The sequence below is a fragment of the Bradyrhizobium diazoefficiens genome, from assembly GCF_016616235.1.
GTDB classification, from domain to species: domain Bacteria; phylum Pseudomonadota; class Alphaproteobacteria; order Rhizobiales; family Xanthobacteraceae; genus Bradyrhizobium; species Bradyrhizobium diazoefficiens_H.
Genome location: NZ_CP067100.1, coordinates 2,061,788 through 2,084,681 on the forward strand (window position 1 = coordinate 2,061,788; position 22,894 = coordinate 2,084,681).

Sequence of the window (22,894 nt, forward strand, 5' to 3'; positions counted from 1 at the left end):
CCTCAGGCACGGGCGCGCTGTCGTTGAGGCCTGATGGCGGTTGCGGCGCGGGCCTCGATCACAGCGGCAGGGAAATCCCGGAAGGCCTGCCCGACGGGAAGCCCGCTCGCAAGACCCGGTGCGCTGTAGCCGGCGATGTCGACGGTTGCATCAAATCCTTCGAGAGCGGGCCATTCGCGCCCGGCCTGCGTGAACGGTGAAAACTGACGTCCGACCACGACGATCGCCGCGGCTCGGCCATGCCGGCGCGCGAAGGCGATGATGTGGTCGGCGTGCGCGCCGCGCACCTCGAGCGGCTGATAGTCGCCTTGCGCAAAGACGTCGGCAAGCACATTGCGCAGCTTGAGCAGATGCAGCGTCCAGGCAAGCTTGAGCCGGCCATCCGGCCAGCTCTTGATCAGTCCGCGCCAGTCCGGCGTGTCCAGTGACACCAGCGCCGTGCTCCGCGCGGCAAAATCCACGGGGCGACGGTTGTCGGGATCGACCAGCGAGAGGTCCCAATATTCGGTGCCCTGGTAGAAATCGGGCACGCCCGGCAGCGTCGCCTTCAGCGTGAGCTGGCTGAGCGAGTTTAGCGCGCCGAGCAGCGCGAGGCGGCGGGCCAGCGTCTGCAGCGCCTCCAGAAATTCGCCTGACAGCGCGGGATCGAGGATCTTTTCGATGAAGCTCTTGATACCGTTCTCATAGGCCTCATGCGGATTGAGCCAGCTCGTCTCTTCCTTGCCCTCGCGCGCAGCCTTGAGCGCATAGCCCTGGATGCGCTCGACGAAGCCGGCATCAAGCGTCTGTTGCAGCGGCCAGGCGCCGAGCAGGGTCTGGTAGAGCATGTATTCGAACGTCGCCGACGGCGCGCGCAGATTGCCGTGAAGGGCAAGGTGCGGCGCGTTCAGCACCTTCCAGCGCGACACCGCGCTGGTCCATTCGCCCGGGATCTCGCTCAGCGCTGTGATCCGCGCGCGGGCATCCTCGCCGCGCTTGGTGTCGTGGGTGGCGGTGGCCGTCATCCCTTGCGGCCATTCCTTGGCGCGCGCGCGCATGGCCTCGTGGAAAGCGGGAATGGTGAGGCCGGTGCTGGCGGGATCGCCGCCGACCTCGTTCAGCGCGAGCAGCCGGTGGAATTGATAGAACGCAGTGTCCTCCAGCGATTTCGCCATCATCGGCCCGGTGAACTGCTGTACCTTCAGCGCGAAGCGCCGCACGCGCGGGGCGCTGTGCGGCGGACGGCCGGGCTTGAGCAGGTCCATGGTGAGCGCATCGCGCAGGAAGTCGAAAATGCCTTCGTCGGCTGCGAACCATTCGGCGCGGGCGCGCGCGATGGTGTCGTCGATCAGCTTGCGGTCGAGCGCGGTCGGGCCGCTATGCGTCAAATAGGTGCGATAGACCGGGAAATGCAGCACATAGAGCTCGAGCGCCTGCCGCAGGCTGTCGGCGGAAAAATCGCGGGTCGAATAGTGACCGTTGGCGATGCGCGCGAGCAGACGCGTCAGCACGGTGAACTCGCTGGTGAGCAGCGTTTCCAGCACGCGCCTTTTTGCGTCCTTGACGTAGGGCGCAAGCTGCGGCGGGCGGTTGCTGATCTGCCGCCAGGTCTCGTCCAGCGCCTCCAGCCCCTTGGCGTCGACCAGGACATGCGTGATGGCGTTCATCCATTCATAGCCGGTGGTGCCTTGCACGCCGGCGAAATGCACCAGCCGCTCGTGCTCGCACAGGATCTTTTCGATCACCGTGTAGAACGGCTTTGTGTTGCCCTGCGCGTCGCGCATCAGCCGGCGCAGCCGCTGGCAGTATTGGGCGGGATCGCGCAGGCCGTCGATGTGATCGAGGCGGATGCCTTGCAGCCTGCCGTCTGCGACGAGCTGCTTCACCAGGCGGTGAGTCGAGGCGAAGGTGCCGGGGTCCTCGACGCGCAGCCCCGCGAGCCCGTTGACGTCGAAGAAGCGGCGATAATTGATGTCGCTGGAGGCGAGCCGCCAGTGCCCGAGCTTGTAATGCTGGCGCTCCAAGAGATGATGCAGCGCCAGCGTTGGTGCGGGGCGATCCTTGGCGGCGCGGTAGGCGGCAAGGCCATGGTTGATGATGTCGGCGCTGCCTGCGATCTCCTTCAATTCGGCCTTGAAGGCGGGAGCTTCCTTGCGATTCGGTCGGCGCAGGCCCGTGTAGCGCGCGGCCAGCGAGAGCAAGCGTTTGCCGGCCACGGTATCGGCCGCGTCCGCCTCCTTCACGATCATTCGCAGCATCTCGCCATAGCGCTCCGGGGCGATCGGCAGGCGGTGCTCGAAATACCAGGCGGAAAAACTGCCCTCGTCGGCATCGTAGCGCAGCTCGATCTCGCCGCGCTCCAGCGCCTCGCCGTAGGATGTGCCGAGGATCGGCAGCAGCACGCCGCCGCGGGCGCGGTAGGCCAATTGGTCCCAGTCGATGTCGAACGAGACAGCGTGCGGCGAGGTCTGGCCCCATTCCAGCACGTCGAGCCACCAGGGATTGTCGGCAAAGTGCACGCCGACATGGTTCGGCACGAAATCGATGATGAGGCCGAGGTCGTGCTGCTTCAGTACCTCGCTCAGCCGCGCGAAACCGGCCTCGCCGCCAAGCTCGAGACTGAGCTGGCTGTGATCGACGGTGTCGTAGCCGTGGGTCGAACCCTTGCGCGCCTTCATCACCGGCGAGGCGTAGAGATGCGTGATCCCGAGCGCCTTGAGATAAGGCACGACCGCGGCGGCCTTGTCGAAGTCGAAATCCGCGGTGAGCTGAAGCCGGTAGGTCGCAAGCGGCATGGCGGGAGGCATGTCAACCTCCGAGATGCCAGACCACCGACCAGGGCGGAAGCCGGTTGCCGGCCGCGCCGCCCCAGATCGGCGTGCCTGCATTGCTCTTGGAATATGCGATGTCCTTGTCCGAGAGATTGGCGAAAAGGTGCAATGTCGTGCCGTCGCCCATGCGCCAATATGCGGTGAGCAGGCCGCTATCCGACGCCCGGGCATCGCCAAAACTCGCCCCCTTCAGTCGCGGCATGATTTCCTTGCGACGGAGCGTGAGCAGCTCTTTCACGAAAGCCAGCCGCTTGTCCTGCTCCCGCGTGCGGCCGGTCCAGTCGAGCACCGCCGATTGCAGCGTGGCCGGGTCGAGCGGGTCGGGGACCTCGTCGCCGTATTTCTCGTAAGCCCAGGCATATTCCTGCTTACGGCCCTTGCGCACGGCATCAGCCAAGCCGCCCTGGAAATCGCAGAAGAACGGGAAGGGCACGGTCGAGGCCCATTCCTCGCCCTGAAACAACATCGGGATCATGGGAGCAAGGAGCGTCACCGCAAGCGCCGCTTCGATCTGCCGCGGCGAGGCCAGGCTCTCGAGCCGGTCGCCGAGCGGACGGTTGCCGATCTGGTCGTGGTTTTGCAGGAAGTTGACGAAGGTTGCCGGCGGCAGCTCGCCGCTCGGCTCGCCGCGCGGCTTCTTGCCCCAGAATTCAGAGATCTCGCCCTGATAAACGAAGCCCGACGCCAGCGCGCGTGCGAGGTCCATGCGCGGCGTCTGGTAATCGGCATAATAGCCGTTGAGCTCTCCAGTCAGCATCACGTGCCAGACGTGGTGATAATCATCGTTCCACTGCGCGCGATATTTGCCGTTCGGCGGCTCCTGCGCGGCATCGAGCAAGCTGGCGCGATTGTCGCCGTTCTCCAGCACGAGGTGGATGTGCCGCCCCGTCGCCTTGGCGAGTTCGCCGGCGGCGGCGCTGAGGTCCTGCAGCATCGACTGCTCCCCGGGCACCGCCATGATGTGATTGGCGGCATCGAGCCGCAGGCCGTCGAAGCGGTAATCGCCAAGCCATGACAGCGCGTTCTCGACCGCGAACGCGCGCACCTGCGGCACGCGATAATCGATCGTGCTGCCCCACGGCGTATGCGCGTCGGTGAAGAAGGCCGGCGCGTAGCGGCCGAGGTAATTGCCCTCGGGGCCGAAATGATTGTAGACGACGTCGAGAAACACCATCAGCCCGCGCAGATGCGCCTCGTCGATCAGAGTCTTCAGATCCTCGGGCCGGCCATAGGCGCTGTCGGGCGCATACCACAGCACGCCGTCATAGCCCCAGCCGCGGCGCCCGGCAAAATCGGCGAGCGGCATCAGCTCCAGCGCGGTGATGCCGGTCGCTGCGAGATGGTCGAGCTTGTCGATCATGGCGCCGTAGGTGCCTTCAGCCGTGAAGGTGCCGACATGGGTCTCGATCAGCACCGTCTCTTCCCAGGGCCGGCCGCGCCAGTCGCGCGCCCGCCAGGCGAAGGCGTCGTGATCGATCACCTCGCTCGGGCCGAACACATCCTCCGGCTGGAAGGCCGAGGCGGGATCAGGTACGTCGATCTCGTCGTCGATCCTGAACTTGTAGCGACTGCCGATGGCAAGATCGTCGATGTCCGCCACATACCAGCCATCCTGCCGGCGCTGCATCGCGTGGCGTCGCTCGAGCAGCAGATCGACGCGGCGCGCACCTGGCGCCCACAGGCGAAACGACACGCCGTCTTTGGTCGGCCTCGCCCCGAAGGATGGCCTCATGGCGCCCCCGCGAAGGCGAGCACGGAGCGCGGCGGCGCCTTGCTGTCGCTTCCGGGCAGGAAATCGACGCTGTTCAGCTTGGCATCCGTCGTGTTCAGGAGCTGCTGCCAGCTCTTGTATTCGTCGATCTCGGGCAATTTGAATGCGATCTCTTCGGGGGCGGCGTTCAGTACGATAAAGATCGCAGCCTCGCCCGGTTCCACCGGGCCCACCACATAAGAGAGGAACCTGCCTTCCGGGAATTTCCAGTCGCTTTCCGTCATCTCGTCGCCGGCGGGCGTCAGCCAGAGTGCGCCGTAGGAGGCGCCATCCGCGAGGCGCCCGTCGAGCCAGCGATGGCTGCGAAGCTGCGAGAAGCGGCGGCGGATCTCGGCGAGACGGGCGACGAAATCGACCATGTCCTCGCCGTCCTTGCCGAGATTGTCCCAGCCGACCCAGCCGATCTCGTTGTCCTGGCAATAGGCGTTGTTGTTGCCGGATTGCGAATTGCCGACCTCGTCGCCCGCCAGCAGCAGCGGAACGCCTTGCGCCAGCATCAGGCAGGCCAGCACGTTCTTGCGCAGCTGCCGCCGCAGCGCGAGGATTTGCGGATCGTCCGTCGGGCCCTCGACGCCGCAATTGTTGCTGTGGTTGTCGCTGGAGCCGTCGCGATTGTCCTCGCCATTGGCCTCGTTGTGCTTCTCGTTGTAGCTGAAGAGATCGGCGAGCGTGAAACCGTCATGCACGGTGATGTGATTGATGCTGGCGCGCGGCCGCCGTCCGTCGTGGTTGAACAGATCGGAGGACGCCGTCATGCGGCTGGAGATGTCGCCGATCAGGCTGCCTTCGCCGCTCCAGTAACGGCGCATGGCGCTGCGATAGCGGTCGTTCCACTCCGACCATTGGGACGGGAATGCACCGACCTGGTAGCCGCCAAGGCCAAGGTCCCAGGGCTCGGCGACCAGTTTGACGGCCGCCAGCACCGGATCCTGCCGGATCGCGGTCAGGAACGAGCTGCCGCGGTCAAAGCCGTTCGGCCCGCGCGCGAGCGTGGTGGCGAGGTCGAAGCGGAAGCCGTCGACATGGCAGACCTCGACCCAGTAGCGCAGGGAATCCATCACCATCTGGAGCACGCGCGGGTGGGTGAGGTTCACCGACGAGCCGCAGCCGGTGAAGTCATCGTAATAGCGCGGATTGTCGCGATTAAGCCAGTAATAGGAGGCGTTGTCGATGCCGCGATAGCACAGCGTCGGGCCGAGATGATTGCCTTCGGCGGTGTGGTTGTAGACGACGTCGAGCATCACTTCGATGCCGGCATCGTGCAGCCGCGCGACCGTGGTGCGGAAGGAATCGAGCGCATTGTCCTGGGCGTAGCGCGGCTCCGGCGCGAAGAAAGACAGCGTGTTGTAGCCCCAGTAATTGGCGAGCTTCTTCTCGACCAGGATGCGGTCGTCGACGAAGCTGTGGATCGGCAACAGCTCGATCGTGGTGACGCCGAGCTTCTTCAGATGCTCGATCACGGCGGGTGAGGACAGCCCGCCATAGGTGCCGCGCAGATTCGGCGGCACGTCGTCGCGCTTCTGCGTCAGGCCCTTGACGTGCGCCTCGTAGATGACGGTGTCTTCCCAGGGGATGTGGGGCCGGATCTCGCGGCGGCCCCAGTTGAAGGTCTCGTCGACCACGACGGCCTTGGGCATGCCGCGCGCATTGTCGCGCCGGTCGAACGACAAATCCTCGCGCGGCGAACCGGTGCGGTAGGCGAAATGCGCATCGCTCCAGACCAGCCGCCCGGCGAGCCGCTTGGCATAGGGATCGAGCAGCAGCTTGTTGGCGTTGAAGCGATGACCGTGCTCGGGCTCGTAGGGCCCGTGCACGCGATAGCCGTAGAGCTGGCCGGGCGAGACGTCGTTGAGATAGCCGTGCCAGACGTCCTCGGTCTTTTCAGGCAATTCGATTCGTTCGAGCTCGCGCCGCCCTTGCGTGTCGAACAGGCAGAGCTCGACCTTCTGCGCATTGGCGGAAAACAGCGCGAAATTGGTGCCGCGTCCGTCCCAGCTGGCGCCGAGGCGTGCGGGCGATCCGGCAGTCAGGCGCATGGGTCAACTTTCCGGAACGAGGAAGATCGCGCCCAAAGGTGGAATGGTCAAGCGGAGCTCGCCGTCAACGGCCTGGACCTCGCCGATGTTCCCGACATTGCTGCCGCCATAATGGGCGGAGTCCGAATTGAACACTTCCTTCCACTTGCCGGCAAAGGGTACGCGCACGGGATAGTTGCGGTAGACGTTGGGGGAGAAGTTGACGATGACGAGGCAGCGCGCGTGCTCGTCAAAGCCCTTGCGCAACCAGGCGAACACGTTGCGATTGGCATCGTCCGTGATCAGCCATTCGAATCCAGCCTGGTCGCAATCCATCTGGTGCAGTGCCGGCACGGCGCGATAGAGCCGGTTAAGGTCGCGGATCAGCGCCTGGATGCCCTGGTGATATTTGTATTCGAGCAGGTGCCAGTCGAGCGATTGGTCGTGATTCCATTCGCGGCTCTGTGCGATTTCGGCGCCCATGAACAGCAGCTTCTTGCCGGGATGGCCGAACATGAAGCTGTAATAGGCGCGCAAATTCGCAAAACGCTGCCATTCGTCGCCGGGCATGCGGCCGAGGATCGAGCGCTTGCCGTGCACGACCTCGTCATGCGACAGCGGCAGGATGAAGTTCTCCGAGAACGCATAGTGCAGGCCGAACAGGATCTCGCCGTGATGGTGCTTGCGGTGGATGGGATCCTTGCTGATGTAGTTCAGCGTGTCGTGCATCCAGCCCATGTTCCACTTGTAGCCGAAACCGAGCCCGCCGAACTCAACCGGGCGCGAGACCTGCGGCCATGCGGTGGATTCCTCGGCCGCCGTGGTCGCCTGCGGGAAGCGGGCGAAGACTTCCGTGTTGAAGCGGCGCAGGAAGTTGATGGCCTCGATGTTCTCGCGGCCGCCATACTGGTTCGGGATCCAGGCGCCGGGCGGCCGGCTGTAATCGAGATAGAGCATGGAGGCGACCGCGTCGACGCGCAGGCCGTCGATCGCATAGCGCTCCAGCCAGAACAGCGCGTTCGACACCAGGAAGTTGGTCACTTCGGTGCGGCCGTAATTGTAGATCAGCGTGCCCCAGTCGAGGTGGCGGCCCTGGAGCGGGTTGGCGTGCTCGTAGAGCGAGGTGCCGTCGAAATGGCCGAGCCCGTGGGGATCATCCGGGAAGTGGCCGGGCACCCAGTCGAGCAGGACGCCAATGCCCTCGCGGTGGCAGGCATCGATCAGCGCGGCGAAATCCTCAGGCCCGCCGAAGCGGCTGGTCGGCGCGTAGAGGCCGGTCGGCTGATAGCCCCAGGAGCCGTCGAACGGATGCTCGCTGACGGGGAGGAATTCGAGATGGGTGAAGCCCATGTCGCGGGCATAGGCCGGCAGCTGCTCGGCGAGCTCGCGATAGGTCAGCCATTCATTGCCGTTCTTGCGCCGCCACGAGCCGAGATGGACCTCATAGATCGACATCGGTGCCGACAGTGCGTTGATGCCGTCGGGCGCCGGGTGGGGCCGCGGCAGATGCGCCTCGTCGAACACGATGGAGGCCGTCTTTGGCCGCACCTCGCTCGCGAATGCCATGGGATCGGATTTCAGCGGCAGCAGATGGCCGTGCGGGCCGATGATCTCGAACTTGTAGTGATCGCCGGCCTTGGCATGCGGAATGAACAATTCCCAATAGCCGGCGCCGCGGACCCGCATCGGATGGCGCCGCCCGTCCCAGAAATTGAAATCGCCGACCACGGACACGCGCCGCGCATTCGGCGCCAGCACCACGAAGCCGATGCCGTCGATGCCTTCGAGCCGCATCGGATGCGCGCCGAGCTTGTCATAGAGGCGCTGATGGGTGCCTTCGCCGAGCAGATAGAGGTCGAAATCGGTCAGGATCGGCGGAAAGCGGTAGGCGTCCTCGAACTCGACGACGTTGTCGCCGAACTTCGCGCGCAGCTGATAATGCTTCGCGCCGTTGGGCAGCGCGCCGATGAACAGGCCGGCATCGTGGACACGATCGAGCGGCGCGACCTCGCCGTGGTCGCCGACCGCCTCGACATTGGAGGCTTCGGGCAGGAACGCGCGCACCACGCTCCTGCCGCCCTCGGGATGCAGCCCGAGATAATGGAAGGGATCGGAGTGGCGGCCTTCGATGATCGCGTAGGCTTCTGCGGGCAGTTTAGGCATGGGCTTCGCTCTCGGCACTGGACAGAATGCGAAGCAGTCCGGTCAGCGGCGCGTGGAGCCCCTCAGGCCGGTGGGACAGCTCGTACTCTACTTTGTCGAACGCTTGATCAAGCAGGAAAAACCTTAACAGGCCTTCCGCGGATTGCGCATCTTCCGGCCACAGCCGGCGATCCGTCATGGCTTCGCGATAGGCGGTGAGGAACGTCGCGGTGGCGCGCTCGCGCCATTCGTCGAGCGCGGCCGTGAGCCGGCCCTGCTCGTCGGAAGCGCCCGTGAGCGCCCGGTTCAGCGCGGTGTTAACCGAAAGATCAATCGAGTGGATCAGGCCGGCGACATCGCGCGCGGCAGGCAGCTTGCGCCGCTTGTCGGCCAGCGGCAGACGCGGATCGCCGTCGAAATCGATGATGAAGATGTCATCCTTCACGATCAGAGTTTGCCCGAGGCGGAAGTCGCCATGATGACGGATGTTCAACCCGCCGATCCCGGAACGCAAGAGCGCATTCAGCAGGTCGGGCAAGCCGCTGCGTGCCGCGACGAGCCGGTCGATCAGCGGCCGGTCCGCCTCCCGCAGGCCGTCGCGGCTCTCGGTGAGGCGCTCGAACAGCCGCTCGGCACGCGCCGTGAGGTCGGACACCCAGCGCTTGATATCTGCGGAGGCGATCGGCGCCGGGGCGAGATCATCGGGCTTGGCCGCGGCCAGCACGACATGCAGCTCGCCCAGTCGCCGGCCGATCTGCGACATGAAGTGCAGATAGGGCGCTTGTTCCTGGGTCTCGCGCAGCGTTTCGCCCGGCGGCAGGACGCGCTGCTCGTCGATATAGCGGTCGAGATATCCCGCGGTCACGGACCAGCCGTCGCCCTGGTTCTCGACAAAGGCGTGCAGCACGCCGAGCGCGCTACGCTGGTTGCCCTCGACCAGCTCGACGCTGCCGAGCAGCGCCGGCGTATTGGCGAAGCGGGCAACTTCCGTGAGATAGTGGCCGATCTCGATTTCGGGACTGGTCCCGCTTTCGAGCCGGCGGTAGATCTTGGCGACGTACTGGTTGTCGACCAGGGCGGTGCTGTTCGACTGCTCGATCGCGCGGATGCGCTCGGGCTCCTTGATGATGTATTCGGCGAACCGGCTGGTGGCCTTGAACTCAAGCCGCAGATTGTTCTCCTCCACCACAAGGTTCTGCGACAGATTGCGCAGGAACAGGCCGATGAAGATCTGCTCGGTCGCAACGTCGAGCAGCGTGCCTTCGCGCGCGCCCTGGCGCACGGCGGCGAGCGCCCTGGGATTGAAGCGCTCGCGGTCGAACCGCACCCACTCGATCTGCAACGGGATCACGTAGCGTCTCGCCTTGTCCCCCTGCCTGGCCTCGAAGAAAGCGATCCAGGGCCGGTTGTCGCCGATGTCGCAGAACGGCACTGCCGAGGTCAGCGCGGTCTTGATGTTCTTGGGATTGTGCTCGGGGAACCATCGCGTTCGTGACAAGAATCCCGGCAGCACATCGCGTTCGAACACGCCGCGCTCACGCGCGAGCGATACCCAGTTCGAATTGACGGGGACGACCAGGGTCTCGAACTCCGGCACCGCGCGCGGGATCACCGGCTCCGACTTGTCGCGCTCCTGCAGCTGGAACCAGTAGAAGCCGTAAGGGCCCAGCGTGATCATGTAGGGCAGCTCGCCGATCGGGGGGAAGCGCGTGCGTCCCAGCATCTCCTGCGGGATGCGGTCCTTCCACGGCGACAGGTCGAGCTCGGTGGCCTGGGCTGCGCGCGACAAATTGGCCACGCATAGGATCACCTCGTCGCGGTATTGCCGGACATAGGCCAGCACGGCGCGGTTGGCCGGGCGGATGAAGGTCATGGTGCCGCGGCCGAAGGCGAGGGTCGACTTGCGAACCGAGATCAGCCGTTTGGTGGCGCTGAGCAGCGAGGACAGGCTGCGCGACTGCGCTTCGACGTTGACCGATTCGTAACCGTAGACGGGATCCATGATCAGCGGCGCATAGAGCCGGGCGGGATCGCAGCGCGAGAAGCCGCCGTTGCGGTCCGGGCTCCACTGCATCGGCGTGCGCACGCCGTTGCGGTCGCCGAGATAGATGTTGTCGCCCATCCCGATCTCGTCACCGTAATAGATGATCGGCGTGCCCGGGAACGACAGCAGCAGCGAGTTCATCAGCTCGATCTTGCGGCGGTCATTGTCCATCAGCGGCGCAAGCCGACGGCGGATGCCGACATTGATGCGCGCGCGGGGATCATTAGCATAGGTGGTCCAGAGATAGTCGCGCTCGACGTCGGTGACCATCTCCAGCGTCAGCTCGTCATGGTTGCGCAGGAACAGCGCCCATTGGCAGCTCGCCGGGATATCCGGCGTCTGGCGCAGGATGTCGGTGATCGGGAAGCGGTCCTCCTGCGCGATCGCCATGTAGATGCGCGGCATCAGCGGGAAGTGATAGGCCATGTGGCACTCGTCGCCTTGGCCGAAATATTCCTGCACGTCCTCCGGCCATTGATTGGCCTCGGCCAGCAGCAGCTTGCCCTTGGAATACGCATCGAGCTCGCGGCGCAAGCGCTTGATCACCGCATGCGTCTCCGGCAGATTCTCGTTCGAGGTGCCCTCGCGCTCGCAGAGATAGGGAATGGCATCTAACCGGAAGCCGTCGACGCCGGCGTCCAGCCAGCGCTTCATCACCTGGATGATGGCGCTGACGACGCGCGGATTGTCGAAATTCAGGTCCGGCTGATGCGAGAAGAAGCGGTGCCAGTAGAACGCGCCAGCCTCCGGATCCCAGGTCCAGTTCGATTTCTCGGTGTCGGTGAAGATGATGCGCGTGCCCTGGTATTTCTGGTCGGTGTCGCTCCAGACATACCAGTTGCGGGCGCTCGAGCCGGCGGGGCTCCGGCGCGCGCGCTTGAACCATTTGTGCTGGTCGGAGGTGTGGTTGACGACGAGCTCGGTGATGACGCGTAAGCCGCGCTTCTGCGCCTCTTGGATGAAGCGCTTGAAGTCCTTCATCGTTCCGAAGTCGGGATTGACCGAGCCGTAGTCGCCGATGTCGTAGCCGTCGTCGCGGCCGGGCGAGGGATAGAACGGCAGCAGCCACAGCGCGGTGACGCCGAGGTCCTGCAGATAAGGCAGCTTCTCGGTCAGCCCGGCGAAGTCGCCGATGCCGTCATTGTTGCTGTCGGCAAAGGCCTTGACGTGGAGCTGGTAGATGATGGCGTCCTTGTACCACAGCTCGTCCACGACCTCGGCGATCTCAATCTTTTTGGTGTGCACGGAAGACAATACGTTCATGGCGTGAACCCTTACGCCAGGCAGCGGAACAAGAGCGCCGGATCGCGGTCGGGATCGATACGCAATCTGATCCCGCCCCATTCGATGCGGGACTGTTCGCCGGTGAGGAGATTTTCCAGTGCGGCGACGTGGCAGCGTTCGCCGCCGGCGTCGATGGTGAGCCCGCCGAGCGGCAACCAGAATTCGCGGACATGGCGCGAGAGGGCGATGACAGCGAGGACGGTGTTTGTGGAATCGGCCGCCTCCTTGGCAAAGGCGATGGTCTCGCCATCCTCGATGCCGAGGAAGCGCAAATTCGCCGTCTGCTGAAGCGCGGCATTGTCTTTGCGGATGCCGTTGAGCGCGGCGATGTAGGCTTTGATGTTGCCGGGCTTGTCCCAGTCGCGCTGCCTGATCTGATATTTTTCGGAATCGAGATACTCTTCGCGGCCGGGCACAGCCTCGTGCTCCAGCAGCTCGAAGCCGCTGTAGATGCCGAAGCTGCTCGACAGCGTCGCCGCCAGGGCAACGCGCGATTTGAACATCCAGGTCTCGCCGCTCTGGAGATGGTACGGCAACAGGTCGGGCGTGTTCACGAACAGGTTCGGGCGATAGAAGTCGCGCTCCGGATAGCGCGTGAGCTCGCCAAGATATTGCTCCAGCTCCCATTTCGTCGTGCGCCAGGGAAAATAGGTGAAGGACTGCGCAAAGCCGAGTTTTGCGAGTCCCTTCATCAGCTTCGGCTTTGCAAATGTCTTGGAGAACAGGATCACCCCGGGATGCCGGCGGCGGATGTCGCCGATCAGCCAGTCCCAGAACGGCAGCGGCGCAGTGTCATGATTGTCGATGGCGAAGATGGTGACGCCATGGTCGATCCAGAACAGCATGGCGTCGCGGAACGCATTCCACAGCCCCACTCTGTCGACCGAGGCGAAATCGGGGATGACGATGTCGGAATAGGGCCCGTCCGCGGTCCGGACCGAACGGTCCGGGCGCCATTTGAACCACTCCGGATGCTGCGTCAGCCAGGGGTGGTCCGGCGAGCATTGCACGGCGAAATCGAGCGCGAGCTCGAGGCCGTATTCCAGACAGGTCGCGACCAGCGCGCGGAAGTCCTCGATGGTGCCGAGCTCGGGATGCAGCGCATCGTGCCCGCCGTCGGCTGAGCCGATCGCATAAGGCGAGCCGGGCTCGCGATCGGTTGCCACCGGCGCATTGTTGCGGCCCTTGCGGCGTGTGCGGCCAATCGGGTGGACCGGCGTGAGGTAGAGCACGTCAAAGCCCATCGCGGCGAGATCGGGCACGCGCGCAATGCAGTCGCGGAGCGTGCCATGCCGGCCCGGAATCCGGCTCTGGCTGCGCGGCATCATCTGATAGCAGGCGCCAAAGCGCGCCTTGTCGCGATCGACGATGAGCGGGAAGGGCGGCGAGCGGGTCAGGTCGGGCCGCGACTGGCTCTCGGCCATCGCCTTGCCGAGCTCGGCGGACAGCAGCGGGGCGACGTCGCCGCTCTGAAGATAGTCCTCGCATTGCCTGATGATGACCGCTGCAGCGTCCTGCCTTCCACCATGCGCCTTGGTCAGCAGGCCGGCCCCCTCGATCGCATCGAGACTCACGTCGGCGCCGGTGCGCTGCTTACGCGCGATGCCGTGGGACCAGGTCGCGAACTCGTCGGTCCAGGCTTCGATCGCATAGACATATTGGCCGGGCTCCTGGGGCGTGAACGCGCCGGACCACCGGTCATTGCCGTCAGGCGTCATCGGCTCGCTCCGCCATTCGCGGTCCTGCTCGCCTCGCCAGATCAGCGCGGCTGATATCACGGCGTCGCCGTCGCGGTAGATGTCGGCCCAGACCTCGACGCGCTCGCCTGCGATCCGCTTCACGGCGAAGCGGCCGCCGTCGATCGAGGGGTAGACGTCTTCGATGAGGAAAGCGCTGCCGGCAGCGGCACTCTCGACAGTTTGAATTGTCTTGTTCACGGTGATGCCATTGACAAGAAAGCAGGAGCCCGTTTCCCTTGTCGGGAACCTACGCTTGGTACCACCATAGAAAGCCGCTTGTGTGTCATTTGGTTCCCTTGGGAACGGCAGGCGCGGTTTGCGAGTTAATTCTGACTAACCTCTTCCGCGATCTCATTAAAGTCGATGCCACCGGCCAAATCATGGCCTGCAAGCTGCGTGCCGAATGGATCTTTTAGCTCAAGCCCGGATCAAGGGCGTTCAATCTGAATTCATCGACGCCCTCGGAAAGCTGCGGGTCACCGATCCCGTGGCCCTCAAATCCATTCTCGAAGCCCTGCCGGAGAAGCGGGTTTACCGCTTCGTCAGTGGGCCGGTCGTGGTCCGGGCCCTGGGCAATCCGCGCACCGAACTGGCCATGACAGGCGCAGTGCCGCTCACATGGAAAGTCACGGGCAAGGACAAGATCATCGCGCAAGGCGAGACGCGCGAGCCCGTGATCGCCTGGCCCGCGGGCCTGCCGCTCGGCTATCACCGGCTGACGCTCACCGATGCCGAAGGTGTGAGCGAAGAGGTGCCGATGATCGTGGCGCCGGAGCGCGCCTTCGGCGGCGATTTCGACCGCGGCTGGCTGCTGGCCGTGCAGCTCTACAGCGTCCGCTCGGACCGCAATTGGGGCATCGGCGATTTCACCGATTTGGCCGGACTCCTCCGGCTGGCCAGGCAGCTCGGCGCCGACGGTGTCGGCCTCAATCCGCTCCACGTCCTGTTCGACGACCATCCGGCCGATTGCAGCCCCTATTCGCCAAACAGCCGGCTGTTTCTCAATCCGCTCTATATCGACGTCGAGGCGATCCCGGAATTTTCCGCCGATCTCGTGCCCGATGCGGCTGCGACGGCCGCGCGGCTCCGCGAAGGCGATCGCGTGCCCTATACGGACGTGGCGGCCTTGAAGTGGCTGGGCTTGCGTGCCGCCTTCAACAGCTTCGTGACAAGTGCGAGCGGGGCGCGCCGCCAGGAGTTCGATGCCTTCCGCGCCGACCGCGCGCCGCTGTTGTCGCGCTTTGCCTGTTTCGAGGTGCTGCGCCATCGCTTCGCCCGACCGTGGTGGGAATGGCCGGCGGAATGGCAGCAGCCGGATGAGGCGAAATGCGCGGGCTTGCGCGACGGTCCCGACAAGCGCGAGGTCGAGTTCGTCGAATTCGTGCAATGGACGGCGGACAGCCAGTTGCGCGCCGCCAGGGAGCTCGCAAGCCAGCTCGGCATGCGGGTCGGGCTTTATCTCGACGTCGCCGTCGGCGTGCAGTCCAACGGCTTCGACGCCTGGAATGAGCAGATGGCGATCTCGCGCCATCTCGCCGTCGGCGCGCCGCCCGACGTGCTCAACACCGTCGGCCAGGACTGGGGCCTTGCCGGCTTCAATGCCGGTGGGCTCGAAGCCCAATCCTTCGTGCCGTTTGCCGACATGCTCGCCGCATCGATGCGCCACGCCGGCGCGATCCGGCTCGATCACGTCCTCGGCCTGAAGCGGCTCTATCTGGTGCCGCGCGGTTTCAAGCCCGACAATGGCGCCTACGTGCAGATGCCGTTCGAGGCGCTGCTGGCGGCGGTGGCGAGCGAGAGCGCCACCCACAAATGCATCGTCATCGGCGAGGACCTTGGCACCGTGCCGGAAGGTTTTCGCGAGACCATGCAGGATTTTGGTATCTGGTCCTATCTCGTCATGATGTTCGAACGCGACGATGCCGGCCATTTCCGCGCCACCGATCACTACCGGCCCAACGCGCTGGTCACGCTGAACACCCACGACCTCTCGACCTATGCCGGCTGGCGCTCCTTCAGCGACCTCAAGATGAAGCGCTCGCTCGGGCTCGATCCCGGCGAGAACGACCAGGCGCGCTGGGACGCGCTCGGCAGGCTCGACGAGATCCTGCGGCAGAACGGCATCGCCGCCAACGACCTCTATTCGGTGCTCGCTTTCCTGTCGCGCACGCCCTCGCGGCTGCTCGCGGTGTCGCTGGAGGATCTGCTCGGCGTCATCGACCAGCCCAACATTCCCGGCACGATCGACGAGCATCCGAACTGGCGCCAGCGCCTGCCGGTCGCGCTCGACCGGATCGCTTCGAAGATCGATCTTGAGGCCTTGAAGGCCGCGACGCGGGAACGTTCATTGAGTGGTGGGCGTTAACCGGCCGGAGTATCCAGGCTCGAACGACATTGTCTCAGAGGATCGAGGACTATGCGCTGATCGGCGACTGCGAGACCGCTGCGCTGATCGGGCGCAACGGCTCGATCGACTGGCTGTGCTGGCCGGCCTTCGATTCCGATGCCTGCTTCGCCGCGATCCTCGGCAATCACAAAAACGGCCGCTGGCTGATCGCGCCTGCCGAAGATGTGACCGCAACGTCGCGTCGCTATCTCGGCGACACCCTCATCCTCGAAACGCGCTTCGAGACGAAGACCGGCACGGCCCTGCTGATCGACTTCATGCCGCCGCGCGGCAAGGCCTCCGACATCGTGCGGCTGGTGCGCGGCCTCACCGGCACGGTGAAGATGCGGATGGAGCTCGTCATCCGCTTCGGCTTCGGCGTCGACATTCCCTGGGTGCGGCGGATCGATCATTCCCTGCTCGCGATCTGCGGTCAAGATATGACGGTGCTGCGCACGCCGGCCGAGATCCGCGGCGAGGATCTCACCACGGTGTCCGATTTCGAGGTGAAGGAAGGCGAGACCGTGCCATTCGTGTTGACCTACGGCCCTTCGCATCTCGAGCCGCCCGGACCGATCGATCCCGAGCGCGCGCTTCAGGAGACGGAAGAGTTCTGGAACGATTGGTGCAGCCATTGCACCCGTGACGGCCCCTATCACGACCTCATCCTGCGCTCGCTGATCACGCTCAAAGCGCTGACCTTCGGTCCGACCGGCGGCATCGTCGCCGCGCCCACCACCTCGCTGCCGGAGAAGCTCGGCGGAGCCAGGAACTGGGACTACCGCTTCTGCTGGCTGCGCGACGCCACCTTCACCCTGCTGGCGCTGATGAACTCGGGCTATACCGAGGAAGCCTCGGCCTGGCACAATTGGCTGTTGCGCGCCGCTGCCGGCTCGCCGGCGAACATGCAGATCATGTACGGCATCTGGGGTCAGCGGCGGCTGCTCGAATGGGAGGCGGGCTGGCTCGCCGGCTATGAGGGCGCGCAGCCGGTGCGCGTCGGCAATGCCGCGCATGCGCAGCTTCAGCTCGATGTTTTTGGCGAGTTGATCGATGCCTTCCACCAGTCGCGCATGGCCAAGCTCAAGCTCGACGAGGAAAGCTGGGCGCTGGAATGCAACGTGCTCAACCATCTCGCCGAGGTCTGGGACCATCCCGATCACGGCATCTGGGAGCGGCGCGGGCAGCCGAAGCACTACGTCTTCTCCAAGGTGATGACCTGGGTCGCCTTCGACCGCGGCATCAAGAGCGCCGAGACCTTCGGCTTCAAGGCACCGCTGCTGCATTGGCAGACCTTGCGCGAAGCCATTCATCGCGACGTCTGCAACAACGGCTTCGACGCCGGGATGAACGCCTATGTCGAGTCCTACGGCTCGACGATGCTCGATGCCAGCTTGCTGCTATTGCCGGCGGTCGGCTTCCTGCCGCCGTCGGATCCGCGCATCCGCGGCACCATCGCCGCGGTCGAAAAGCACCTGATGCGCGACGGCTTCGTGCTGCGGCACGATCCGCGCGAGCTGCCTGCGGGCCAACCGCCGCTCGAAGGCGCGTTCCTGGCGTGCAGCCTGTGGCTGGCCGATGCCTATGTGCTGTCGGGCGATCTCGACAAGGCGCAAGTCCTGTTCGATCGCGTGGTCGGCATCGCCAATGACGTCGGGCTGCTCGCCGAGGAATATGATTCCGTTGCGCGCCGCCAGACCGGCAATTTCCCGCAGGCGCTGACCCACATCGCGCTGGTCAACACCGCGCATAATCTTTCGGCGGCAAGGCAGAGCAGCCAGAAACCGGCGGTGCAGCGGTCGAAGTAAGTTTGGCGTGCAAGAGTGTTACGCCTGATTGTTTCCGCGACGAAGGTGCGCTCCCTCCCCCGCTTGCGGGGGAGGGTTGGGGAGAGGGTGCTTCAACGACGAAGACTCCCCAAGAGGACAAAGCCCTCACCCGGTGCGCGGGACGATGCTTCGCATCGCCCGGGACGCGCCGACCTCTCCCGCAAGCGGGAGAGGTTAAGAAGCTCGCGGCTCGATCGACCGACTCACAGCCATTTGCCTCTAGCCAGCCCCATTCCGCTTCAGGATCATCTCCATCGCCTCGGCAAAGCCGTCCTGCTCGTTGCTCGCGGTGACGTGGGTGGCCTCGTCCTTAACGTTGTCGGCGGCGTTGCCCATGGCGATCGAGGTGCCGCTGACGCGGAACATCGCGAGATCGTTCTGCATGTCGCCGATGGTGGCGACCGCGTCGGTCGAAATGCCGAGGCGCTTGGCCATCGCCTGCACGAAGGTGCCCTTGTTGAAGCCGGGCGGTGTGATGTCGAGATAATAGGTCTGCGAGCGCACCGCGGTCGCCTGGTTGCCGAGTGCCTCCTGCATCGCCTTTTCGCAAGCGGCGAGGCCAGCGGCATCGGCGCTCGCGCCGACGATTTTGCAGGCGCTGGCGAGATACGGCAAAAAGTCTCCCACAACAGTTGGTTCTGAGCGGATCGTATGCTGCTCGTGCGCGACGTAGCTGCCGCTGGGCTTGTCGATCAGCCATTTGTCGGCGGTGAAGATCCAGATATCGGCGCCGAACTCGCGGAGGATTGTCAGGGTCCGTTCGGCCGCGCTCGCCGGGATCAGGTGCTGCTCGACGGGCCTCATCTCGGGATCGATGATCGAGGAGCCGTTGAACGGGCCGACCGGCAGCCACAGCGCCAGCGGCTCGATCAGGAAACGCATGCCGATGGCGGGGCGGCTGGAAGTGATGGTGAAGCCGATGCCGGCCTGGTGCAGCCGCTGCACCGCGCTCCTCGCGCGCTCCGTCAGCGTCTTGTCCTTGGTCAGCAGCGTGCCGTCGACATCGGAGACCACGAGAGAGATTTTCGTCATGGCAGGACCTTGGGGTTATGGTCTCAGCGTTGCGCCGCCCAGTTTCAGCTGCCGCACGATGCCATCGACGATCGCCTCGACGGTTTCGTCGATCGAGACGGTGATGACATGCTCGCCGGCTCCCGGCGGCTCCAGCGTGTTGAACTGGCTCGTCAGCAATTCCGGCGGCATGAAGTGGCCCTTGCGCTGTGCGAGGCGGGCGGCGATCAGTTCCCTGGTGCCCCTCAGGAAGATGAAGCGGACGTCGTCGCGTCCGCGCAGCAGCACGTCGCGATAGCTGTGCTTCAGCGCCGAGCAGGCGATGATGACGTGCTCGCCGTGCCCGCAGACCCGCGCGATCTCGTCGGCGATGGCGTTGAGCCAGGGCCAGCGGTCCTCGTCGGTAAGGGGATGGCCGGCGCGCATCTTCTCGACGTTGCTGGCAGGATGGAAGCTGTCGCCGTCTTCGAAGCGCCAGCCGAGCCGCTCGCCGAGCGCGGCCGCAACCGTGCTCTTGCCCGAACCCGACACGCCCATCACGATCAACGCACAAGGTGCTTCAACGCGGCCCACGAATCCCCTCCGGTAGCGCGGCCCGGTCGACCAACCAGACGGTCTCACCATTCGAGCGCGCGCGCAACGCCGGCAGGGTCTCGCCATTGAGGAGGCGCGTCAAGATCGGCTGCTTGTCATGCCCGGCAATCTCGAACAGCATTTCGCGACAGGAGGCCAAAGCGGGTAAAGTGAGCGACACCCGCGGCACGAACGGCGCGACATTGGCCTTGGGCACGCCGACGACCCAGCGCGCGGTCTCCTCGATTTGGGGATAGCCGGGAAACAGCGAGGCGGTGTGTCCATCAGGACCCGCGCCCATCAGCACGAGATCGAACAGCGGACGGGCCGGATCGAGCTGATCCGAGCCGTAGAAGGCCTGCAGCTCGCGCGCATAGGCCGCAGCGCTCGCATCGGGATTTTCGGCCGTGGTCGGAATCGGATGCACATGGCCCGAGGGCGCGTTGCGATCGAGAAAGGTCGCGCGCGCGATCGCCATGTTGTTGAGCGGATCGTTTTCCGGGACAAAACGCTCGTCGCCGATGAACCAGTGCACGCGATCCCACGGAATCCTGCCGCGCCATCGGTCGCTGCCAAGCCGCTGGTAGAGCTTCTTCGGGCTGGAGCCGCCGGTGAGGCAGATCGCGATGCGGCCCGGGTTGGCCGCGATCCGCGCCATCACCCGCTCGGCCGCGGCTTGCGCCAGGGCCTCGGCGTCGGCCGCGACGATCAGCTTTGGCGGGCCGCCGGCCGCGACCATCACGTATATTTCCGCCAGCTACGCCCGTCGCGGCGGAGCAGTTCGTCGGCGCAGGCCGGTCCGTCGCTGCCGGCCCGATAGGTCTCGATGCCGTTGGTGCCGGCATTTTTCCAGGCGTCGAGGAACGGCTGCACCGCCTGCCATCCCGCCTCGATGCCGTCGGCGCGCTGGAACAGGATGTTGTCGCCGATCATGCAGTCGTAGATCAGCGTCTCGTAGCCGGTCGAGGGATCGGCGCGGAAATAGTCGCCGTAGCGGAATTTCATCTCAACGCCGTCGATGGTGATGCTTGGCCCGGGAATCTTGGCGTTGAACTGAAGCTCGATAGTCTCGGTCGGCGCGATGCCGATGGTGAGAAAGTTCTGCGAGAGGCGGTCGACTGCCGTGCCTGAGAACATCGACAGCGGCGCCTGCTTGAACTTGATCGCCACTTCCGTGCGCTTGTGGCCGAGCGCCTTGCCGGTGCGCAAATAGAACGGCACGCCGGCCCAGCGCCAATTGTCGATCATCAGCTTCAGCGCGACAAAGGTCTCGGTGGTACTGCCCGGCTTGACGTCCTCGGTCTTGCGATAGTCCGGAATCTCCTCGTCGCCGACGCGCCCTGCAAGATATTGCGCACGCACCGAGCTCCTCAGCGCTTCCTCTTCGCTCGGCTGCTGGATCGCGGTGAGCACCTCGGCCTTCTCGGAGCGCACGGAATGCGCATCGAAGCGGGCGGGGGGCTCCATCGCGACCAGCGACATCAGCTGGAACAGATGGTTCGGCACCATGTCGCGCAGCGCGCCGGTGGCATCGTAGAAGCCGCCGCGATGGCCGACGCCGAGCTTCTCCTCGACGGTGATCTGGACGTGGTCGATATGGTTGCGATTCCAGATCGGCTCGAACATGCCGTTGGCAAAGCGCAGCACCAGGATGTTCTGCACCGTCTCCTTGCCGAGATAATGATCGATCCGGTAGATCTGGTGCTCGTCCATGATCTTCAGCAACTCGCCGTTCAGCGCGCGCGCCGATGCGAGGTCGGTGCCGAACGGCTTTTCGATCACCAGCCGCCGCCAGGCGCCGTTCTCCTTCATCATGCCGGTGCGACCGAGCTCGCGCGCGGTCGGCGCGAACGCCACCGGCGGGGTCGCGAGATAGAACAGGCGGTTGCCGCCGGTGCCTTCCGCGCATTCCAGCGAATCCAGATGCTCGTGCAGGCGATCGAAAGACGGCGGGTCCTTTGCGTCAGCCTCGACGAAAGTCAGGCATTGCAGCAGCTTCCGGGCGATCTCGTCGTCCACTGGGCGCGTCGCGAACTGACGCAGGCCCTTCATCAGGCTGTCGCGCAGCTCGTCATCCGACTGGGCATTGCGGGCCACGCCGACGACGCAGAACTTTTCGGGCAACAGGTGCTCGGCGGCCAGATTGTAGAGCGAGGGAATCACCAACCGATGGGTGAGGTCGCCGGTGACACCGAAGATGACGAAGGCGCAATTTTCCGGCTTGCGCTTGGCTTGCGGGTCTTTTGTCACGAACTGTCGGCCTTCGCTTTGTTACTTGTTACCTAAGCTTATTTTGGCTTCGCAGCGCCCGGCTGCTTCGGCTCCTTGTGGCCGCCGAAACCCGCACGCATTGCGGAGAGAATTTTCTCGGCAAAGGTGTGTTCCTTGCGGGAACGGAAACGTGTGTAGAGCGCCGCGGTCAACACTTCGGCCGGCACCGCCTCGTCGATCGCGGCATTCACGGTCCAGCGGCCTTCGCCGGAATCTTCGACGAAGCCGGAATATTCCGAGAGTTGCGGGCTGTCCGCGAGCGCGGTGGAGGTGAGGTCGAGCAGCCAGGACGGGATCACGCTGCCGCGCCGCCAGACTTCGGCGATGTCGGCCAGATCGAAATCGTAGCGGTGATCCGCCGGCAGTGCGTCGATGTTGGCGTTCTTGAGGATGTCGAACCCTTCGGCATAGGCCTGCATGAGGCCGTATTCGATGCCGTTGTGGATCATCTTCACGAAATGGCCGGCACCGACGGGGCCGGCATGGATGTAGCCCTGCTCGATGCGGGGATCGCGACCTTCGCGTCCTTCCGTGCGCGGAATGTCGCCGGCACCGGGGGCGAGCGCGGCGAAGATCGGATCGAGCCGGTCCACCACAGCCTTCTCGCCGCCGATCATCATGCAATAGCCGCGGTCGAGGCCCCAAACGCCGCCTGAGGTGCCGACGTCGACATAGTGGATGCCGCGCGCCTTCAGCGCCTTGCCGCGGCGGACGTCGTCCTGCCAGAAGGTGTTGCCGCCGTCGATGATGACGTCGCCGTCTTGCATCACGCCGGCAATTGTGTCGATGGTGGTCTCGGTGATGTGCCCGGCCGGCAGCATCACCCAGGCGGTGCGCGGCCGCGCGAGCTTCGAGATGAACTCTTCCAGCGTTGCCGAGCCGGTTGCGCCGTCGGCGGCAAGGCCGGCGACGGCCTTGGCGTCCTTGTCATAGACCACGGTCGTATGGCCGTGGCGCATCAGGCGGCGAACGATGTTGCCGCCCATCCGGCCGAGGCCGATCATGCCGAGTTGCATGTC

Annotated in this window: 13 protein-coding genes; 2 read left to right on the forward strand and 11 right to left on the reverse strand. The window is 64.9% G+C overall.

The genetic code is table 11. The features are described 5' to 3' along the window. Positions 1-2 precede the first annotated feature (2 nt). Genes treY through JJB99_RS09810 form a run of 6 tightly spaced genes read right to left on the reverse strand, consistent with a single transcriptional unit; the run spans position 3 to position 14,003 of the window. Positions 3-2,786: a malto-oligosyltrehalose synthase gene (gene treY / locus JJB99_RS09785; protein ID WP_200498564.1), complete on the reverse strand. Its 2,784-nt coding sequence runs from the start codon at positions 2,784-2,786 to the stop codon at positions 3-5. 1 nt (position 2,787) lies between these two features. After that, positions 2,788-4,542, reverse strand: a complete 1,755-nt coding sequence (gene treZ, locus JJB99_RS09790; RefSeq protein WP_200498565.1) for a malto-oligosyltrehalose trehalohydrolase — start codon at positions 4,540-4,542, stop codon at positions 2,788-2,790. Then, positions 4,539-6,617: a glycogen debranching protein GlgX gene (glgX, locus tag JJB99_RS09795; RefSeq protein ID WP_200498566.1), complete on the reverse strand. Its 2,079-nt coding sequence runs from the start codon at positions 6,615-6,617 to the stop codon at positions 4,539-4,541. Before glgX ends, treZ begins: the two co-directional genes overlap by 4 nt. Positions 6,618-6,620: 3 nt before the next feature. After that, positions 6,621-8,759, reverse strand: coding sequence for a 1,4-alpha-glucan branching protein GlgB (glgB, locus tag JJB99_RS09800; RefSeq protein ID WP_200498567.1), 2,139 nt, complete (start codon positions 8,757-8,759; stop codon positions 6,621-6,623). Beyond that, positions 8,752-12,045: a maltose alpha-D-glucosyltransferase gene (gene treS / locus JJB99_RS09805; protein ID WP_200498568.1), complete on the reverse strand. Its 3,294-nt coding sequence runs from the start codon at positions 12,043-12,045 to the stop codon at positions 8,752-8,754. Before treS ends, glgB begins: the two co-directional genes overlap by 8 nt. Before the next feature lie 11 nt (positions 12,046-12,056). Continuing rightward, positions 12,057-14,003, reverse strand: coding sequence for a maltotransferase domain-containing protein (locus JJB99_RS09810; RefSeq protein WP_200498569.1), 1,947 nt, complete (start codon positions 14,001-14,003; stop codon positions 12,057-12,059). Positions 14,004-14,208: 205 nt separating this feature from the next. Between JJB99_RS09810 and malQ the strand changes: the two genes are divergently transcribed. Continuing rightward, positions 14,209-16,170: a 4-alpha-glucanotransferase gene (gene malQ, locus JJB99_RS09815; RefSeq protein WP_200498570.1), complete on the forward strand. Its 1,962-nt coding sequence runs from the start codon at positions 14,209-14,211 to the stop codon at positions 16,168-16,170. A gap of 29 nt (positions 16,171-16,199) precedes the next feature. Beyond that, positions 16,200-17,999: a glycoside hydrolase family 15 protein gene (locus JJB99_RS09820; protein ID WP_200498571.1), complete on the forward strand. Its 1,800-nt coding sequence runs from the start codon at positions 16,200-16,202 to the stop codon at positions 17,997-17,999. Between the two features lie 240 nt (positions 18,000-18,239). Here the strand turns inward: JJB99_RS09820 and JJB99_RS09825 are convergent, their stop codons facing one another. From JJB99_RS09825 to gnd, 5 genes are read right to left on the reverse strand one after another with little or no spacing between them, the layout of a single operon-like run. Then, positions 18,240-19,052, reverse strand: coding sequence for a Cof-type HAD-IIB family hydrolase (locus JJB99_RS09825; RefSeq protein WP_200498572.1), 813 nt, complete (start codon positions 19,050-19,052; stop codon positions 18,240-18,242). 15 nt (positions 19,053-19,067) lie between these two features. Continuing rightward, a complete protein-coding gene (locus JJB99_RS09830) occupies positions 19,068-19,568 on the reverse strand; it encodes a gluconokinase (protein ID WP_433995779.1) in 501 nt (166 codons plus the stop codon). A gap of 22 nt (positions 19,569-19,590) precedes the next feature. Then, on the reverse strand, positions 19,591-20,343 hold the full coding sequence (gene pgl / locus JJB99_RS09835; RefSeq protein ID WP_200500098.1) for a 6-phosphogluconolactonase: 753 nt from the start codon (positions 20,341-20,343) through the stop codon (positions 19,591-19,593). Further along, complete coding sequence (gene zwf, locus JJB99_RS09840; protein ID WP_200498574.1) at positions 20,343-21,854, reverse strand: glucose-6-phosphate dehydrogenase; 1,512 nt, start codon at positions 21,852-21,854, stop codon at positions 20,343-20,345. Before zwf ends, pgl begins: the two co-directional genes overlap by 1 nt. Positions 21,855-21,892: 38 nt before the next feature. Then, positions 21,893-22,891 carry a phosphogluconate dehydrogenase (NAD(+)-dependent, decarboxylating) gene (gene gnd / locus JJB99_RS09845; protein ID WP_200498575.1) on the reverse strand — a complete coding sequence of 333 codons (999 nt, stop codon included), beginning with the start codon at positions 22,889-22,891 and terminating at the stop codon, positions 21,893-21,895. Positions 22,892-22,894 lie beyond the last annotated feature (3 nt).

Bases quoted from the DNA above. Each gene is read 5' to 3' on its own strand.
- treS (WP_200498568.1), bottom strand. From the start codon at position 12,045: ATGAACGTATTGTCTTCCGTGCACACCAAAAAGATTGAGATCGCCGAG.
- glgB (WP_200498567.1), bottom strand. From the start codon at position 8,759: ATGCCTAAACTGCCCGCAGAAGCCTACGCGATCATCGAAGGCCGCCAC.
- JJB99_RS09825 (WP_200498572.1), bottom strand. From the start codon at position 19,052: ATGACGAAAATCTCTCTCGTGGTCTCCGATGTCGACGGCACGCTGCTG.
- treZ (WP_200498565.1), bottom strand. From the start codon at position 4,542: ATGAGGCCATCCTTCGGGGCGAGGCCGACCAAAGACGGCGTGTCGTTT.
- JJB99_RS09830 (WP_433995779.1), bottom strand. From the start codon at position 19,568: ATGGGCGTGTCGGGTTCGGGCAAGAGCACGGTTGCGGCCGCGCTCGGC.
- pgl (WP_200500098.1), bottom strand. From the start codon at position 20,343: ATGGTCGCGGCCGGCGGCCCGCCAAAGCTGATCGTCGCGGCCGACGCC.
- gnd (WP_200498575.1), bottom strand. From the start codon at position 22,891: ATGCAACTCGGCATGATCGGCCTCGGCCGGATGGGCGGCAACATCGTT.
- malQ (WP_200498570.1), top strand. From the start codon at position 14,209: ATGGATCTTTTAGCTCAAGCCCGGATCAAGGGCGTTCAATCTGAATTC.
- treY (WP_200498564.1), bottom strand. From the start codon at position 2,786: ATGCCTCCCGCCATGCCGCTTGCGACCTACCGGCTTCAGCTCACCGCG.
- glgX (WP_200498566.1), bottom strand. From the start codon at position 6,617: ATGCGCCTGACTGCCGGATCGCCCGCACGCCTCGGCGCCAGCTGGGAC.